Here is a 17464-nt window from a genome sequence, read left to right as displayed (position 1 = left end):
TTTCTCGATGAGCCTTTGATGAGTTTTGATATTGCCAAATACCCGACACTGGCGTTGGTTGACTCCACCCAGGAGTTACGTCTGTTGCCGAAAGAGAGCCTGCCGAAGCTGAGTGACGAATTACGTCGCTATTTGCTCGACAGCGTGAGTCGTTCCAGCGGACATTTCGCCTCCGGACTTGGCACGGTGGAGCTGACCGTGGCGCTTCACTACGTCTATAACACCCCTTTCGATCAGCTGATTTGGGACGTCGGGCATCAGGCTTATCCCCACAAAATTTTGACCGGGCGTCGCGATAAAATTGGCACGATTCGCCAGAAAGGCGGCCTGCATCCGTTCCCGTGGCGCGGTGAGAGCGAATTCGACGTTTTAAGCGTGGGACACTCTTCAACCTCCATTTCCGCCGGTATCGGCATCGCCGTTGCGGCGGAGAAAGAGAATAAACAGCGTCGCACCGTGTGCGTGATTGGCGATGGCGCGATCACCGCAGGCATGGCGTTTGAAGCGATGAACCACGCGGGTGACATCAAGCCGGATATGCTGGTGATTCTCAACGACAACGAAATGTCGATCTCCGAGAACGTCGGTGCGCTGAATAATCATCTGGCACAACTGTTGTCCGGCAAGCTTTACTCCACCCTGCGTGAAGGCGGCAAAAAAGTCTTCTCCGGCGTCCCACCGATCAAAGAGTTGCTCAAACGCACTGAAGAGCACATCAAAGGCATGGTTGTGCCAGGCACGCTGTTTGAAGAGCTGGGCTTTAACTATATCGGCCCGGTTGACGGGCACGATGTGCTTGGCCTGGTCACGACGCTCAAAAACATGCGCGACCTGAAAGGGCCGCAGTTCCTGCACATCATGACGAAAAAAGGGCGTGGCTACGAGCCCGCGGAAAAAGATCCGATCACCTTCCACGCCGTGCCTAAATTTGACCCAACCAGCGGCTGTCTGCCAAAAAGCAGTGGCGGTATGCCGAGCTATTCTAAAATCTTTGGCGACTGGCTGTGTGAAACGGCGGCCAAAGACAACAAGCTGATGGCCGTAACGCCCGCTATGCGCGAAGGCTCCGGCATGGTGGAGTTTTCCAAAAAATACCCGGATCAGTATTTTGACGTCGCGATTGCTGAGCAGCACGCGGTGACATTCGCCGCAGGCCTGGCGATTGGCGGCTATAAACCGATTGTAGCGATCTACTCTACCTTCCTGCAGCGCGCGTACGATCAGGTGATCCATGATGTCGCGATCCAGAAACTCCCGGTGCTGTTTGCTATCGATCGCGCGGGTATCGTCGGTGCCGACGGCCAGACGCATCAGGGTGCGTTTGATCTCTCCTTCCTGCGCTGTGTGCCAGATATGGTAGTCATGACGCCGAGCGATGAGAACGAGTGCCGCCAGATGCTGTTCACCGGCTATCACTATCAGGATGGCCCAAGCGCAGTGCGTTATCCGCGCGGCAACGCCGTGGGTGTCGAGCTGGAACCGCTGACAAAAATGCCGATTGGCAAAGGCATCATCAAACGTCACGGTGAAAAGCTGGCGATTCTGAATTTCGGGACATTAATGCCCGAAGCGGCAAAAGTCGCCGAGTCGATGAACGCGACGCTCGTGGATATGCGCTTCGTCAAACCGCTCGACGAAGCGTTGATTCTGGACATGGCAACACGTCATGAGGCGCTGATTACGCTCGAGGAAAATGCCATTATGGGCGGCGCGGGCAGCGGCGTGAACGAAGTGCTGATGGCAAATCGCAAGCCAGTTCCGGTACTCAACCTCGGTTTGCCAGACCGCTTTATTCCGCAGGGCACGCAGGATGAAGCCCGCGCGGAGATTGGCCTTGATGCCGCAGGCATCGAAGCAAAAATCCGCGCCTGGTTCGCCTAATCCCTCCCCTTTCCGCTCCTGCTATGCTTAAAGGTAATTTTTTAAGTGAACAGCAGGAGTGGAACCATGCAATACAATACATTAGGAAAAACAGACCTTAAGGTTTCCCGTCTTTGTCTGGGCTGCATGACATTTGGCGAGCCAGACCGGGGAAATCACGCCTGGACGCTGCCGGAAGAGAGCAGCCGTCTCATCATCAAACGCGCCCTCGAGGGCGGCATCAATTTTTTTGATACGGCGAACAGCTATTCCGACGGGAGCAGCGAGGAGATCGTGGGCCGTGCGCTGCGGGATTTCGCCCGCCGCGAGGATGTGGTGGTGGCCACCAAGGTTTACTATCCATCTGGTGAATTACGCGAAGGCCTTTCCCGTGCGCAGATCCTCCAGTCCATTGACGACAGCCTGAGACGTTTGAACATGGATCATGTCGATCTGCTGCAAATCCACCGCTGGGATTACAACACGCCGATTGAAGAAACCCTTGAAGCGCTGAATGACGTGGTGAAAGCCGGCAAAGCGCGTTATATCGGTGCGTCATCCATGCATGCCTCTCAGTTTGCCGAAGCGCTCAATCTTCAGGCGCAGCACGGCTGGGCACGATTTGTCACCATGCAGGACCACTACAATCTAATCTATCGCGAAGAAGAGCGTGAAATGCTGCCGCTGTGCTATCAGGAAGGTGTGGCGGTTATCCCGTGGAGCCCGCTGGCGCGTGGACGTTTAACCCGCCCATGGGGCGAAACGACCGCCCGTTCCGTTTCCGATGAAGTCGGTAAAAAACTCTATAACGACACTGAAACCAGCGATGCCCAGATCGCTGAGCGTCTGGCTGCCATTGCGGAAGATACGGGCGCAACGCGTGCACAGGTGGCGCTGGCCTGGCTGCTCAGTAAACGTGGCGTCGCCGCGCCAATTATTGGCGCATCGCGAGAAGAACAGTTAGATGAGTTATTAAATGCGGTGGATTTAACGCTGACACCCGAGCAGATCGCTGAACTCGAAACACCGTATCAGCAGCATCCGGTGGTGGGATTTAAATAACCGTCGTGCATTTTGCTCCCCTCTCCCAAAGAGAGAGGGGATTGAATGGCCGCACAGCATTACGCGAAGTGATCGTAACCTTTCCAGTCGAGCGTAACGGGCGCACCGTTGCGGGCAAATTGCAGCCCTTCACTCTCAGGCAGAATTTGCCCAATGCAGGTAAAAGGCGCGCCAAGATTATTCAGCGCGACGTCCAGCGTGCCACGATTGAGTTCCGGCACGGTGAAGCACAGCTCGTAATCTTCGCCACCGGAAAGCGCCCAGCGCAGTGCCTGCTCGGGTTCAACGTGTCGGCGAATCTGTTCTGAAAGTGGGAACGCATCCAGATCAACGCGCGCGCCCACACCGCTGGCTTTCAGGATATGGCCCAAATCCGAGATCAAACCATCGGAGAGATCAATGGCCGAGTTGGCGCGATCGCGCAGCGCCTGGCCGTGTAAAATACGCGGCGTTGGGCGCAAATGGCGCTTCACCAGATAGGCCGCGTCAGACGCGTCGCTCACCGTTAAACGGTCCTGCAAAATCGCCAGTCCCGCCGCACTGTCGCCCGGCGTACCGGTGACATAAATCCAGTCTCCGGGTTTCGCTCCCGAGCGTTTCAGCGCGCGGCCAACGGGCACATAGCCGTGGATCGCTAACGTCATCGACAGTGGACCGGCCGTCGTATCACCGCCAATCAGCTGCATATCGTAGTAATTGAGCTGTTCAAACAGCGCGTCGCTAAACGCTTCGAGCCAGGCTTCATCCACGTTGGGTAACGTCAGAGCCAGCGTTAACCAGGCTGGGTCGGCTCCCATCGCTGCCAGATCGCTCACGTTGACCGCCAGCGCTTTGTAAGCCAGATCGGCCGGATCGATATCCGCAAGAAAATGACGCCCACACACTAAGGTGTCGGTGCTGATCGCAAGGGTCTGTTTTTCAGGAATATTAAGCAGTGCGCAGTCATCGCCGATACCGGTTTCAACATCAAGACGAGAGGTTCTAACACGGTCAAAATAACGGGCAATCAGGGAGAATTCGCCGCAAGCCATACGTTATGCCTCAGCAAAGAAAAGAAAAAACCGGAGCCTGCGCAGCCCAACGGCCACACAGAACTCCGGCTTACGGATCACTTTTTACGGGGACGGATCGCAGGTGCGGCTTTATCCAGCACGCCGTTCACAAACTTGTGGCTGTCTTCAGCGCCAAAGGTTTTCGCCAGTTCGATCGCTTCGTTGATCGCCACTTTATAGGGCACATCATCACGTTTAGCCAGTTCAAACAGCGCAATGCGCAGCACCGCTTTCTCAACCTGACCCAGCTCTTCGAGCAGACGGGACAGGTACGGCTTCATCAGTCCGTCGAGATACGCGCTATTAGTCGCCACTCCCGACAGCAGTTCACGGAAGTACAGGACATCAACGTCTTTGACGTCTTGTTCCGCCAGGAACTGGTATTCGACATCAGCGATGTCGTTCTGGGACAACTGCCAGGAGTAGAGTGCCTGGACAGCACACTCACGGGCGCGGCGACGAGCAGCAGGTTTCACGGATTTCCCCTTACAAAAATCAGGCCTTAATGGCTTTCAATACGTTGATCATCTCAAGCGCAGTCAGTGCAGCTTCTGCACCTTTGTTGCCAGCTTTAGTGCCAGCACGTTCAATGGCTTGTTCAATACTTTCAGTGGTCAGCACGCCGAAAGCGACAGGAACTTCAGTTTCCTGCGCAACGTGCGCCAGACCATTACTTGCACCACCCGCAACGTATTCGAAGTGAGCAGTGCCGCCACGAATAACCGTACCCAGTGCAATCACCGCGTCGTATTTACCGGTTTTCGCCAAAGCGCCCGCTGCCAACGGCAGTTCGTAAGCACCTGGAACCCAAACAACGGTAATGTTTTCGTCTTTCACCTGGCCAATACGTTTCAGCGCGTCAATCGCACCGTCCAGCAGGCTGTCGTTGATGAAGTTGTTGAAACGCGCAATGGTGATGGCGACGCGAGCGTCCGGGGTAGCAACAGCAGCTTCAATAATGTTCATACTCTTCCTTTACGGGTTCATTTGGCCCCGCAGGGGGGCGGATTTTATCATAATACTTCGCGTACTGCTTCCCTATTTAAGAAAGCCTCACGCAGGGATTAAATGCAGACAAACGTCCGGGCCAACCGGCCGGATGTCGCTGAATTTGAGTTGCGGCGCATCAGCCAATTTTTCGAGCCCCGGCAGCGCAAACAAGCCACGCGCCTCATGACCTAACAATTTTGGCGCAACATAGACGATCAGTTCATCCACCAGCCCGGCCTGCAATAGCGCGCCCGCAAGCGTCGGTCCCGCCTCAACCCAGAGACTGTTGACCTGCTGCTTGCCGAGCAACATCATCAGGACGACTAAATCGAGATGACCTTTATGTTCCGGCACCATAATGCTGCGCACATGTTCAGGCCACTCGCGATCGTCTTCTTTTGTTCGCGCAAAAAGCGTTTCACCCGGTTGCTGCACGATACGGTGCGCGGGGGTAACGCGATTCTGGCTATCAATCACAATGCGCAGCGGCTGGCGCAAATTCTCTTGCGGATAAAGCGCCTGGGTATCCTGATTGAGTTCATCCCAGCGCACCGTCATGGCAGGATCATCGGCCAAAACCGTTTCGCTGCTGGTGAGAATAGCATGGCTTTGCGCACGCAGACGTTGCACATCGCGCCTTGATTGCGGTGACGTGATCCACTGACTTTCACCGTTTGCCATTGCCGTTCGCCCGTCAAGCGAAGCACCGAGCTTCAACTGGATATAGGGGAAACCGGTACGCATGCGTTTGAGGAAGCCCTTATTCAGCGCTTCGGTATCAGCCATCATCAAGCCATGGCTGACATCAATTCCTTCCTGCTGCAGGCGATACAGTCCGCGTCCGGCAACCTGAGGATTGGGATCTTGCATTGCAGCAACGACGCGCGCCACGCCGGCATCAATCAGCGCCTCGCAGCACGGCGGCGTTCGCCCATGATGGCTACAGGGTTCAAGCGTGACGTAGGCCGTGGCACCCCGCGCCTTCTCACCTGCCATACGTAACGCGTGGACTTCGGCGTGAGGCTCACCGGCGCGATAGTGGAAACCTTCGCCGACAATTTCACCGTCTTTAACGATAACGCAGCCCACGTTGGGATTGGGATGGGTAGTGAAACGTCCACGCTGCGCCAGCTTCAGCGCGCGCGCCATGTAAATCTCATCCTGCATTCGCTTAATCCTGTAGACGGGCGATCTCTTCGCCAAATTCTTTGATATCTTCGAAGCTGCGATAGACAGACGCGAAGCGGATATAGGCCACTTTATCGAGCTTTTTCAATTGCTCCATGACCAGATTGCCGATCATTTTGCTCGGCACTTCGCGCTCGCCGGTGCCACGCAAATGTGATTTGATGTGATTCAACGCCATTTCAACGTCATCTGCGCTGACTGGCCGTTTTTCCAGTGCTTTCAGCATCCCTTTGCGCAGTTTTTCTTCGTTAAATGGCTCGCGCACGTCGTTACTTTTCACGACGCGCGGCATCACCAGCTCTGCCACTTCAAAAGTCGTAAAACGTTCGTTGCAGACCAGACACTGCCGACGACGGCGTACAGAGGAGCCTTCCCCTACGAGACGAGAGTCGATTACTTTGGTATCCACGGCGGAACAGAATGGGCAATGCATACGGTGTCCTGACTATCTGGTTAACTGAACTCTATTTTAACCCGAACTGGGCTGACAACAAAGGAAGAGCACTTTTTGAGATAAAGGATCTATACCAGACGGCATCTTACTGACTACCATTACGATAATCCGTTATTTTTATGGAAATAAACGCAATGACAAGACGTTACCTAAGAATACTCGCGCTGGGAAGTCTCTTCACGTTGAGCGCCTGCGCACAGCAAAGCGAAGTTCGTCAAATGAACCAAAGCGTCAGCACGCTGAACAGCGCCATGACGAAACTGAACCAGGAAACGGTCAAGATCACCCAGCAAAATGCGCTGAATGCAAAATCCAGCAGCGGCGTGTATCTGTTACCAGGCGCTAACACCCCAGCACGACTGCAAAGCCAGATCGGGACGCTGAAAATGTCTCTGGTTAATATTGCGCCAAATGCAGACGGAACAAGCGCTACATTGCGTATTCAGGGCGAATCTAACGACCCATTACCTGCATTTAGCGGCACCGTGGAATGGGGGCAAATTCAGGGAACGACCGAAAGCTTCCAGGAAGTGAACGTGAAAAACCAGCTTATTAATGCCCCAGCAAGCGTGCTCGCGCCAAGCGATGTAGATATCCCGCTGCAATTGAGCGGCATTACGCCCGATCAATTAGGTTTCATCCGCATCCACGATATCCGGCCTGCCGTTCAGTAGTACTTTTTAGCGGAACGCGTGACAAGCGTTCCGCTCCCCCTAACCTTCCGCAAAGATTGGCAATATTGCTGTTTGCCATTACAATCCCCGCCGTTTAAAGTACGCAAACGTGAACGCAATCGATTACGCGTATGATAGATATGTGAAACAACACATATTTTTGTGAGCGAGGATTCCTATAATAGGCTCCGCAGAAACACGAAATATTTTGAAACGCAAATCGCGCATTTTTCACTCCCGGAAGGGAATTTCAATCAGTGGCATGATTATGAAAAAAACATTATTAGCAGCCGGTGCAGCGCTGGCACTTTCCTCTTCTTTCGCTGTTAACGCAGCAGAAAACGCAAAACCTGAGTATGTTTCCGACTGGTGGCATCAGAGCGTCAACGTAGTGGGTAGCTACCACACTCGTTTTGGACCACAAATCCGTAACGATACCTATCTGGAATATGAAGCTTTCGCTAAGAAAGACTGGTTTGATTTCTATGGTTACCTGGATGCGCCCGTATTCTTCGGTGGTAACACCGATGCGAAAGGTATCTGGAACCACGGTTCTCCACTGTTTATGGAAATCGAACCGCGCTTCTCTATCGACAAGCTGACAGGCGCAGATCTGAGCTTCGGCCCATTCAAAGAGTGGTATATCGCGAACAACTATATCTACGATATGGGTCGCAACTCTTCTGGTCGCCAGAGCACCTGGTATATGGGTCTGGGTACTGACATCGACACCGGTCTGCCGATGAGCCTTTCCCTGAACGTGTATGCGAAATACCAGTGGCAGAACTACGATGCAGCAAACGAAAATGAGTGGGATGGCTACCGTTTCAAAGTGAAATACTTTGTACCGATCACCCAGCTGTGGGGTGGTAATCTGAGCTATATCGGCTTTACCAACTTCGACTGGGGTTCGGACTTGGGCGAAAAGAGCGACTATGCTGAAAACGGTATTAAGCAGCGTACCAGCGACTCTATCGCGTCCAGCCACATTCTGGCGCTGAACTACGATCACTGGCATTATTCTGTCGTTGCCCGTTACTGGCACAACGGCGGCCAGTGGAACGACGATGCCGACCTGAATTGGATGAAAGAAAACGTCCGTTCTACCGGTTGGGGTGGTTACCTGGTAGTAGGTTACAACTTCTAACCCCCTGACAAAGGCGCTTCGCTGAATCAGCCTTGCGCCTCGCAGACAAAAAGCCAGCTATGCTGGCTTTTTTATGTCTCGAATCCAGCGCCATCGTCCGGCCTGACTGGAGAATATCGACTTACCGTCTGGATACACCCCATAAAAAAATCCCGGCCTTACGACCGGGATTTCAGTGTCAGAATGTTGTTGCCGTTACGGCAGAATAGACGGCTGATCCGCCCCTTCCTTTTCAACTTTCTGCTGGATCAAGTGCTCACGCTTCATACCCAGTTTCAACGCCAGCGCGGACGCGACGTAGATTGAGGACGCCGTACCGATGGAGACACCGATCAACATGGTCAGCGAGAAGCCTTCCAGAATCGGGCCACCGAAGAGGAACAGCATCAGGATAACCATCAAGGTCGTTCCGGATGTAATCAACGTACGGTGCAGCGTTTGCGTCAGTGAAACGTTAAAGATTTCATACGGCGTACCGCGACGAATCTTACGGAAGTTCTCACGAATACGGTCCGATACCACGATACTGTCGTTCAGTGAGTAACCGATAACCGACATCAGAGATGCCACGATCGTCAGGTCGACCTCAATATGGAACAGCGACAGCACGCCCATCGTAATGACCACGTCGTGCGCCAGTGAGATAACCACACCCGCAGCAAGACGCCACTCGAAGCGAAAACCGACGTACACCAGAATGGAAATCAGCGCCACCAGCAGAGCCATGGCACCGTTTTGCGCCAGATCCGCACCGACACTCGGGCCGACGAATTCGATACGCTTAACGGTCGCATCCTGGCTGGTCGCTTCGTTAATCACGTTAACGACCTTGCTTCCCAGTTCCTGGCTGCCGTTGGCATCGTGAACCGGAGGCATACGCACCATGATGTCGCGGCTGCTACCGAAGTTCTGCAGCTGCGGCTCTTCAAAGCCCGCCTTCTGCAGCGCTTCGCGCATTTGGTCCAGATCAGCGGGTTTTTCCAGCGTGATTTCAATCACCGTACCACCGGTGAAATCAAGACCCCAGTTAAAACCTCGGACACCAATGATGGCAATCGAGACAATCAGCAGAAAACCTGAAATGCCGAAAGCCCAGTAGTCCCAGCGCATAAAGTCCCAGACTTTACGGCCGTGGTTCAATTGTTCAACAGTATATTCCTGTGCCACAACGCACTCCTCAGATAGACAGCTTTTTGACGCGCTTGCCGCCATACAGCAGGTTCACGATGGCACGGGTGCCGACAATAGCGGTAAACATTGACGTTGCCACACCGATACCGGTTGTAATAGCAAAGCCTTTGATTGCGCCAGTCCCCACTGCATACAGGATAAGAACCTTAATCAGTGTTGTTACGTTTGCATCGAAGATAGAGCTGAAAGCGCCTTTATAGCCTTCGTCGATCGCTTGTTGTACCGAGCGACCATTGCTCAACTCTTCTTTGATACGTTCGTTTATCAGTACGTTGGCATCGACCGCCACCGCAAGGGTTAGAACGATACCTGCAATACCCGGCATGGTCAGCGTCGCCCCTGGCAGCAGGGACATAATGCCGATGATCAATACCAGGTTTGCGATCAGCGCGGTCGTCGCAATCAGGCCAAACTTCTTATAGAAGAACAGCATGAAGATAATGGAAACCGCCAGACCAGCCAGACACGCTTCCAGGCCCTGAGTGATGTTCTGCATCCCCAGCGTTGGACCAATGGTACGTTCTTCAACGATCTGAATAGGCGCAATCAACGCACCAGCACGCAGCAGCAGAGAGAGCTGGCGGGCTTCGTTCGGGTTGCTGATGCCGGTAATACGGAAGCTGTTACCCAGGCGAGACTGGATATTAGCGACGTTAATCACCTCTTCCTCTTTCACCAGAATTGCACGACCGTTAGCATCTTTCTTACCGCTGTCTTTGTACTCCACGAACAGGGTCGCCATCGGTTTTCCGATGTTATCCTTGGTGAAGTTCGACATGATGTTACCACCCGCGCTATCAAGCGAGATGTTAACCTGCGGCTGGTTGTATTCGTCCTGGTTAGACGTAGAGTCAGTGATGTGATCACCGGTCAGAATCACACGCTTGTACAGCACAACAGGCTGGCCTTCGCGCGTTTCTTTCACTTCGGAATCACCAGGCACACGACCAGACGCCGCGGCAGATTGATCCACATTGGTGTTCACCAGACGGAATTCCAGCGTCGCTGTCGCACCCAAAATTTCTTTGGCACGTGCAGTGTCCTGGATACCCGGCAGTTCTACCACGATACGGTCTGAACCCTGGCGCTGTACCAGCGGCTCAGCAACACCAAGCTGGTTTACACGGTTACGCAGGATATTGATGTTCTGCTGTACCGCGTATTCACGTGCTTCGCTCAGACGCGCATCGGTCATCACAGCACGCAGCTGGTTGCTACCCTGACGTGAAATCACCAGATCGCGGTGACGCGTAGAGAGATAATCCACCGCCTGATCGCGCGCGGCAGCATCATGGAACGTGATGCTCATTCCGTAGTTATCTTCCTTACGCACGGTGGTGTAAGGAATGCCTTTTTCGCGCAGATCGCTGCGCAGGCCGTCCATATTCTGTTCCTGCAATTTGCCAAGCGCGGTATCCATATCCACTTCCATCAGGAAGTGAACGCCACCACGCAGATCAAGACCGAGTTTCATCGGCTCTGCATTGATGGAGGCTAACCAACGCGGGGTTGCAGGAGCAAGGTTCAACGCCACGACATATTTATCACCCAGCACGCTCACCAGCGCTTCACGAGCGCGGAGCTGCGTGTCGGTGGTGTCGAAGCGAGCAAGAATAGCGCCCTCTTCCAGTGCCACAGACTTAGCGGTAATTTTTTCTTGTTGTAAAGTGTTCTGGACCTGGATCAGCGTTTGCTCACTGGCGGCGACACCGCGCGCGCCAGTGATTTGAACAGCCGGATCCTCACCATACAGGTTGGGAAGCGCGTACAGCAGGCCGACGATAATCACGACGACCAGCATGATGTACTTCCACAAAGGATAACGGTTTAACACGGCAGTTCCCTTTGGGAGAAGTTAGATTACAGCGCTTTCATAGTGCCTTTAGGCAGTACGGCAGCGACAAAGTCACGTTTGATAACCACTTCAGTGGTGTCGTTCAGCGCAATAGAGATATAGCCAGTTTCAGCTACTTTCGTTACGCGACCGACCAGACCGCCGTTGGTCAGAACTTCATCACCTTTCGCGATGGAGCTCATCAGGTTTTTGTGTTCTTTGGTACGTTTCTGCTGTGGACGCAAGATCATGAAATAGAAAATCAGACCAAACACCGCCAGCATCAGAATCAGAGACATCGGGCTGCCCTGCGACGGAGCGCCTGTTGCTGCTACCGCATCAGAAATAAAAAAGCTCATTCAAATTCCCTCATTTATAAAATTAGTCAACGTTCAAAGGTGGAACATCACGTCCCTGACGTTGGTAAAAATCAGTTACGAAGCTCTCTAATTTACCCTCTTCGATAGCCTTACGTAAACCAGCCATTAAGCGCTGATAATAACGAAGATTATGAATGGTATTAAGACGCGCCCCTAAAATCTCATTGCAACGATCGAGATGATAAAGATACGCGCGAGAATAGTGACGACAGGTATAGCAATCACACTCGGCGTCAAGCGTACTGGTATCGCTTTTATGCTTCGCATTACGAATTTTCACCACGCCATCGGTCACAAAAAGATGCCCGTTACGCGCGTTACGGGTTGGCATAACGCAATCGAACATATCAATGCCGCGACGTACACCTTCAACCAGATCTTCTGGTTTGCCTACGCCCATCAGGTATCGTGGTTTGTCTTCAGGGATTTGCGGGCAAACATGCTCCAGAATACGGTGCATGTCTTCCTTCGGCTCACCCACAGCCAAACCGCCGACAGCGTAGCCATCAAAACCTATCTCTACCAGACCTTTAACCGAGATATCACGTAAATCTTCGTAAACACTGCCCTGAATAATGCCGAACAGCGCATTTTTATTTTCAAGGGAGTCAAAACGGTCACGGCTGCGCTGCGCCCAGCGCAGGGACATTTCCATCGAACGCTTCGCGTAATCCCAGTCCGCCGGGTATGGCGTACATTCGTCGAAGATCATGACGATATCGGAACCGAGATCGTACTGAATCTCCATCGATTTTTCTGGATCGAGGAAAATAGGATCGCCGTTGATCGGGTTGCGGAAATGCACACCCTTTTCAGTGATCTTGCGAATATCACCGAGGCTGAAGACCTGGAAACCACCTGAATCGGTCAGGATCGGGCCTTTCCACTGCATAAAATCATGCAAGTCGCCGTGCAGCTTCATCACTTCCTGGCCCGGGCGCAGCCACAGGTGGAAGGTGTTACCGAGGATAATCTGTGCGCCAGTGGCTTCAACTTCTTCCGGCGTCATTCCTTTTACGGTGCCGTAAGTGCCCACAGGCATAAATGCTGGCGTTTCGACCACGCCGCGATCAAACACCAAGCGACCGCGACGAGCGCGTCCGTCGGTGGTATCGAGTTCAAATTTCATTTTTTCTCCGGCGTCAGAAAAACAGTCCAACGCAATTTCTCGTCATATGCCGAGAAGTTTATGTGCCGCGGACTTATTCCCCGACACGCTCATTCAAAGCCTGCGGATTGTACGTGATAAACATCGCGTCCCCGTAGCTAAAAAAGCGATAATTTTGTTCTACCGCAGCCTTATACGCATTCATTGTATTCTGATAACCCGCAAACGCGGAAACCAGCATAATCAATGTCGATTCAGGCAGATGGAAATTGGTCACCAGTGCATCAATCACGGTGTATTGATAGCCCGGGAAAATAAAGATTTGCGTGTCACCAAAGAACGGCTCGATCAGATCTTTTTTGGCCGCCTGGGCCGCACTTTCGAGCGAGCGCACCGACGTGGTTCCCACGGCGATCACGCGGTTGCCGCGCGCTTTGGCGGCCAGCACCGCATCAACCACATCCTGGGGCACTTCGGCATATTCGGAGTGCATGATGTGATCTTCAATGGTGTCCACACGCACCGGCTGGAACGTCCCCGCGCCGACATGCAGCGTCACAAACGCCATTTCGATGCCTTTCTCGCGCAGTCTTTCAAGCAGCGGCTCATCGAAATGCAGCCCCGCCGTTGGCGCGGCTACCGCGCCAGGCTTCTGGCTGTAAACGGTCTGATAGAGTTCACGGTCTGCGTCTTCATCCGGGCGGTCGATATAAGGCGGCAGCGGCATATGGCCGATAGCGTTAAGAATATCCAGAACGGGACGCTCGTCATTAAACTCCACTTCGAACAACGCATCGTGACGGGCGACCATGGTGGCATTAATGCTTTCGTCGTCGCCCAGCAGCAGTTCCGCCCCCGGCTTTGGCGCTTTGGATGCGCGAATATGTGCCAGAATACGTTTGTCATCAAGCATACGCTCGACCAGCACTTCAATCTTACCGCCGCTGGCTTTGCGGCCAAACAGACGCGCCGGGATCACGCGGGTATTGTTAAAGACCAGCAAATCACCGGGGTTGAGCTTGTCGAGTAAATCGGTGAAAGTACCGTGCGTCAGCGCGCCCGTTGGCCCGTCCAGCGACAGCAAGCGGCAACCACTGCGCTCAGGCTGTGGATAGTGGGCAATCAGGGATTCGGGTAATTCAAAGGAGAAATCGGCGACGCGCATGACTTATACTCGTGACTTAAAAACAGGCGGCTTAGTCTAGTGCTCGCGCCTCTTTGCTGCAACACCTAGCCGTAATCGGATACCAAAACGCATGAATTTTCTCGCACACCTGCACCTCGCCCACCTCGCGGAGAGCTCACTTTCCGGCAATTTGCTGGCTGATTTTGTGCGCGGCAACCCCACGCAAGCGTATCCCGTTGACGTGGTGGACGGTATTTTCATGCATCGCCGCATTGATGTCCTGACCGATAATCTGCCCGAAGTGAAAGAAGCTAAAGAGTGGTTCCGCCCCGAGACGCGCCGCGTCGCGCCGATCACGCTTGACGTGATGTGGGATCATTTTCTCTCGCGTCACTGGGCGCAGCTTTCGCCTGAGATGCCGTTACCGGAATTTGTGCGTTACGCCCACGCCCAGGTCGCGATGATTTTACCGGACTCACCGCCGCGTTTCGTCAATCTGAACGAATACCTGTGGTCCGAGCGCTGGCTGGAACGCTATCGCGAAATGGAGTTTATCCAGCGCGTGTTAAATGGAATGGCGAGTCGCCGCCCGCGTCTGGATGCGCTTCGTGACTCCTGGCAGGACTTAGATACCCATTACGACGCGCTGGAGACCCGTTTTTGGGAGTTCTATCCGCGCATGATGGCGCAAGCGAAAAACAAACAACTGTAAGAGAGACGCGATTGATAGGTAAAAGCTCGTTGAACGATTGCTCACGCCTCTTTGTCTTAATCACAATCCCTCTCTATAATGGCCCGCGTTGCGTTCCAAAATAACCTTAGTCACTACAGGAGAATCACATGGTTCTGGTAACTCGTCCGGCTCCGGATTTTACAGCTGCAGCAGTTCTGGGCAACGGTGAAATCGTTGAAAACTTCAATTTCAAACAGCACACCAACGGTAAAGCGACCGTCCTGTTCTTCTGGCCGATGGATTTCACCTTCGTTTGCCCGTCTGAACTGATCGCATTCGACAAACGTTACGAAGAATTCCAGAAACGTGGCGTGGAAGTTGTGGGTGTTTCCTTCGACTCTGAGTTTGTACACAACGCATGGCGTAACACCCCTGTCGACAAAGGCGGCATCGGTGCAGTGAAATACGCAATGGTTGCGGACATCAAACGCGAAATCCAGCAGGCTTACGGTATCGAACATCCGGACGCTGGCGTTGCGCTGCGCGGTTCTTTCCTGATCGACGCAAACGGCATCGTTCGTCACCAGGTCGTGAACGATCTGCCGCTGGGTCGTAACGTTGACGAAATGCTGCGCATGGTTGACGCGCTGCAGTTCCACGAAGAGCATGGCGAAGTGTGCCCGGCTCAGTGGGAAAAAGGCAAAGAAGGTATGAACGCGTCTCCAGACGGCGTGGCAAAATACCTTTCTGAGAACGTATCCAGCCTGTAATCGGCATGGTTTACGCAAAAAGCCCGCTGATGCGGGCTTTTTTGTTTCTGGAATGCAACGCCGTAGAACCGCTAATTACCGAACCACACCGACACAGAAATAGCAGGTAAAGAAAGCACACCCTCTTGCAGATCCGCTTTGCCCTCTTTCAGCTGCCAGCGTTCAACGTTGAGCAACGGCGAATCGTCCAGCACCACTTCACATGCCTCACCGCGGTTAATCGCCACCAGCACGCGCTGTTGATTATACACACGCGCAAACACCACCACGTTAGCGTGCGCATACACCACCTGACATCCCCCGTAACGCAGCGCCTGACTGTGCTTACGCAGTTTCGCCAGCCGTTGATAAAGCGCAAACAGGTTTTTATCCTGCTTGTCGGGATCCCACGGGAAGGTCTTGCGACAGAACGGATCGTTGTTGCCGTCCAGCCCGACTTCATCACCGTAGTAAATGCACGGCACGCCCGGCCAGGTAAACAGCCAGGTCACCGCCAGCGGCAAACGCGCCACGTCTTTACCGAGTAACGATTTAAAACGCGCAGTATCATGGCTATCCAGCTGGTTAAACATGCGTAACTGCTGCTGATGTGACAGGCTGGCGCGGTAGTTATCCATCCACTTGATACAGATTTCGGCGTCAATCAGCTGCGGATCGTACGAAATATCAGTGTTGGCGAGAAATCCCCATAACGGGAACGTAAAGCCGCGATAGTTCATCGCCGAATCTTCCGCATCTGCCTGCAGCCACTGACGCGCATCGCCAAAATGCTCGCCAAACACAAACGCATCTGGATTGGCGGCCTTTGCGGACTGGGTGATGCCGGTAACATGCTGAATGTTATTCCGCGCTCCGCCGTCCTCGCCCAGCATATGCACCACGTCCAGACGCCAGCCGTCCATACTCCACGGCGCTTTCAGCCAGTGGCGTACGATGCTGTCGTCCCCGCCGTAAATCTCGTCGACTAATGACGGCGACTGGAAATCCAGTTTCGGCAGGCTGGCATATCCCAGCCAGTCAAGCGCATGGCCATCATCGCTAAAGCTATACCAGTCGCGCTGCGGTGAATCCGGGTTGTGGCACGCACCGCCCATCGTTTGATTGTGGCGGTCAAACCAGGCGTGTGAGTCGCCGCTATGGTTGAACACGCCGTCCAGAATCAAACGCATTCCCTCACGTCGCGTGTTTTCCCGCAGGCGCAGCAGGGCTTCATCACCGCCAAACTGTTCATCAACGTGGCGATAATCTTCGGTGTCGTATTTGTGCACGCTGGGTGCTTTGAAAACCGGATTAAGATACAGCGCGGTCACGCCCAGCTTTTTCAGATACGGCAGTTTCTCGCTGATCCCATCGAGGTCGCCGCCGTAAAACGTCGATCCGCCCGCCTGAGCGGTCAGCGGTTCATCCCACGCTTTACGAATAATGTCGTGCCCTGCGGCGTGATGGTAATAGACCTTATCCTGCTCAGACGTCCGCGCTTCGCTGCGCGCAAAGCGGTCGGGAAAGATTTGGTAAAAGACCTGATCGTTAACCCACTGCGGACCCTTGTCCGGATAATCGACGGCGAACTGTTCCATTCGCGTCGGCGGGAAATGGCTAAATCCTTGCGGGGTGAACCACAGCTGGCGGTTATTCCACAGCAGCTTAAAGCTGTAACGGCGGCGCGGCTGGCCAGAGCGTAAATCGAGTGTTGCCCGCCACGCCGTAACGCCAGGCTGTGGCTGACTGCGCTGTTTATGCATCGGCAGCGACGTTTCTTCGTTATCGACTTCAGCGCGCAGCGTGACGCGCAGTGGCTGATTTTCACCCGTCAGCCACAGCGTTATCATCAGTTTATCTTTGTTTTGCTTAACAAATGGGGCAACCGGAAGGTGCCAGGCGTTCAACATCACGAATCCCCTTTAATGAAATTGAGGCCACCTTGCCACAGCGTAGTGGAGGATCACTCATCATGA

At 53.7% G+C, this 17464-nt stretch carries 17 protein-coding genes; 6 read left to right on the top strand and 11 right to left on the bottom strand.

Annotated features, from left to right (window positions below; translation table 11 throughout):
- The first annotated feature begins 18 nt into the window (after positions 1 to 18).
- Together dxs and I6L74_RS12925 are read left to right on the top strand one after the other, a co-directional pair.
- Positions 19 to 1881, top strand: a complete 1863-nt coding sequence (gene dxs / locus I6L74_RS12930) for a 1-deoxy-D-xylulose-5-phosphate synthase (RefSeq protein ID WP_059177884.1) — start codon at positions 19 to 21, stop codon at positions 1879 to 1881.
- A 66-nt stretch (positions 1882 to 1947) separates the two neighbouring features.
- Positions 1948 to 2922: an aldo/keto reductase gene (locus I6L74_RS12925; RefSeq protein ID WP_059177883.1), complete on the top strand. Its 975-nt coding sequence runs from the start codon at positions 1948 to 1950 to the stop codon at positions 2920 to 2922.
- Between the two features lie 59 nt (positions 2923 to 2981).
- Here the strand turns inward: I6L74_RS12925 and thiL are convergent, their stop codons facing one another.
- From thiL to nrdR, 5 genes are all read right to left on the bottom strand, one after another.
- Positions 2982 to 3953: a thiamine-phosphate kinase gene (gene thiL / locus I6L74_RS12920; RefSeq protein ID WP_059177882.1), complete on the bottom strand. Its 972-nt coding sequence runs from the start codon at positions 3951 to 3953 to the stop codon at positions 2982 to 2984.
- Positions 3954 to 4030: 77 nt separating this feature from the next.
- Positions 4031 to 4450, bottom strand: coding sequence for a transcription antitermination factor NusB (nusB, locus tag I6L74_RS12915; protein WP_012016289.1), 420 nt, complete (start codon positions 4448 to 4450; stop codon positions 4031 to 4033).
- Positions 4451 to 4469: 19 nt separating this feature from the next.
- Positions 4470 to 4940: a 6,7-dimethyl-8-ribityllumazine synthase gene (gene ribH / locus I6L74_RS12910; protein WP_059177881.1), complete on the bottom strand. Its 471-nt coding sequence runs from the start codon at positions 4938 to 4940 to the stop codon at positions 4470 to 4472.
- Positions 4941 to 5027: 87 nt separating this feature from the next.
- Positions 5028 to 6131 (bottom strand): bifunctional diaminohydroxyphosphoribosylaminopyrimidine deaminase/5-amino-6-(5-phosphoribosylamino)uracil reductase RibD, encoded by a 1104-nt coding sequence (gene ribD / locus I6L74_RS12905; protein WP_059177880.1) that lies wholly within the window; start codon positions 6129 to 6131, stop codon positions 5028 to 5030.
- A 4-nt stretch (positions 6132 to 6135) separates the two neighbouring features.
- The gene (gene nrdR, locus I6L74_RS12900; RefSeq protein ID WP_059177879.1) at positions 6136 to 6585 is read right to left on the bottom strand and encodes a transcriptional regulator NrdR; all 450 of its coding nucleotides are present in this window, start codon (positions 6583 to 6585) and stop codon (positions 6136 to 6138) included.
- 155 nt (positions 6586 to 6740) lie between these two features.
- Here nrdR and I6L74_RS12895 point away from each other — a divergent pair, with 155 nt between their 5' ends.
- Both I6L74_RS12895 and I6L74_RS12890 read left to right on the top strand, forming a co-directional pair.
- A complete protein-coding gene (locus I6L74_RS12895; protein WP_059177878.1) occupies positions 6741 to 7280 on the top strand; it encodes a SadB/YajI family lipoprotein in 540 nt (179 codons plus the stop codon).
- Between the two features lie 268 nt (positions 7281 to 7548).
- Entirely contained in the window at positions 7549 to 8427 is an 879-nt protein-coding gene (locus I6L74_RS12890) for a nucleoside-specific channel-forming protein Tsx (RefSeq protein ID WP_059178039.1), read from the top strand.
- Positions 8428 to 8622: 195 nt separating this feature from the next.
- On the opposite strand, the gene secF is transcribed toward I6L74_RS12890, so the two are convergent.
- The 5 genes from secF to queA all read right to left on the bottom strand — a co-directional run bounded on the left by secF (position 8623) and on the right by queA (position 14105).
- Positions 8623 to 9594, bottom strand: coding sequence for a protein translocase subunit SecF (secF, locus tag I6L74_RS12885; RefSeq protein ID WP_059177877.1), 972 nt, complete (start codon positions 9592 to 9594; stop codon positions 8623 to 8625).
- Between the two features lie 10 nt (positions 9595 to 9604).
- Positions 9605 to 11452, bottom strand: a complete 1848-nt coding sequence (secD, locus tag I6L74_RS12880; protein WP_072241752.1) for a protein translocase subunit SecD — start codon at positions 11450 to 11452, stop codon at positions 9605 to 9607.
- Between the two features lie 26 nt (positions 11453 to 11478).
- The gene (gene yajC, locus I6L74_RS12875) at positions 11479 to 11811 is read right to left on the bottom strand and encodes a preprotein translocase subunit YajC (protein ID WP_012016281.1); all 333 of its coding nucleotides are present in this window, start codon (positions 11809 to 11811) and stop codon (positions 11479 to 11481) included.
- A 22-nt stretch (positions 11812 to 11833) separates the two neighbouring features.
- Positions 11834 to 12961: a tRNA guanosine(34) transglycosylase Tgt gene (gene tgt, locus I6L74_RS12870; RefSeq protein ID WP_012016280.1), complete on the bottom strand. Its 1128-nt coding sequence runs from the start codon at positions 12959 to 12961 to the stop codon at positions 11834 to 11836.
- A gap of 73 nt (positions 12962 to 13034) precedes the next feature.
- Complete coding sequence (gene queA, locus I6L74_RS12865) at positions 13035 to 14105, bottom strand: tRNA preQ1(34) S-adenosylmethionine ribosyltransferase-isomerase QueA (RefSeq protein WP_059177875.1); 1071 nt, start codon at positions 14103 to 14105, stop codon at positions 13035 to 13037.
- Positions 14106 to 14196: 91 nt separating this feature from the next.
- Here queA and acpH point away from each other — a divergent pair, with 91 nt between their 5' ends.
- Together acpH and I6L74_RS12855 are read left to right on the top strand one after the other, a co-directional pair.
- A complete protein-coding gene (gene acpH, locus I6L74_RS12860; protein ID WP_059177874.1) occupies positions 14197 to 14778 on the top strand; it encodes an ACP phosphodiesterase in 582 nt (193 codons plus the stop codon).
- A gap of 128 nt (positions 14779 to 14906) precedes the next feature.
- Positions 14907 to 15509, top strand: coding sequence for a peroxiredoxin (locus I6L74_RS12855; RefSeq protein ID WP_012016277.1), 603 nt, complete (start codon positions 14907 to 14909; stop codon positions 15507 to 15509).
- 71 nt (positions 15510 to 15580) lie between these two features.
- Here the strand turns inward: I6L74_RS12855 and malZ are convergent, their stop codons facing one another.
- Positions 15581 to 17398 carry a maltodextrin glucosidase gene (malZ, locus tag I6L74_RS12850; RefSeq protein WP_059177873.1) on the bottom strand — a complete coding sequence of 606 codons (1818 nt, stop codon included), beginning with the start codon at positions 17396 to 17398 and terminating at the stop codon, positions 15581 to 15583.
- Positions 17399 to 17464 lie beyond the last annotated feature (66 nt).

This window comes from Lelliottia amnigena (assembly GCF_019047465.1).
GTDB classification, from domain to species: Bacteria; Pseudomonadota; Gammaproteobacteria; order Enterobacterales; family Enterobacteriaceae; genus Enterobacter; species Enterobacter amnigenus.
The sequence above is the reverse complement of the archived record's forward strand: the minus strand, read 5'-3'. Positions and strand labels throughout refer to the sequence as shown.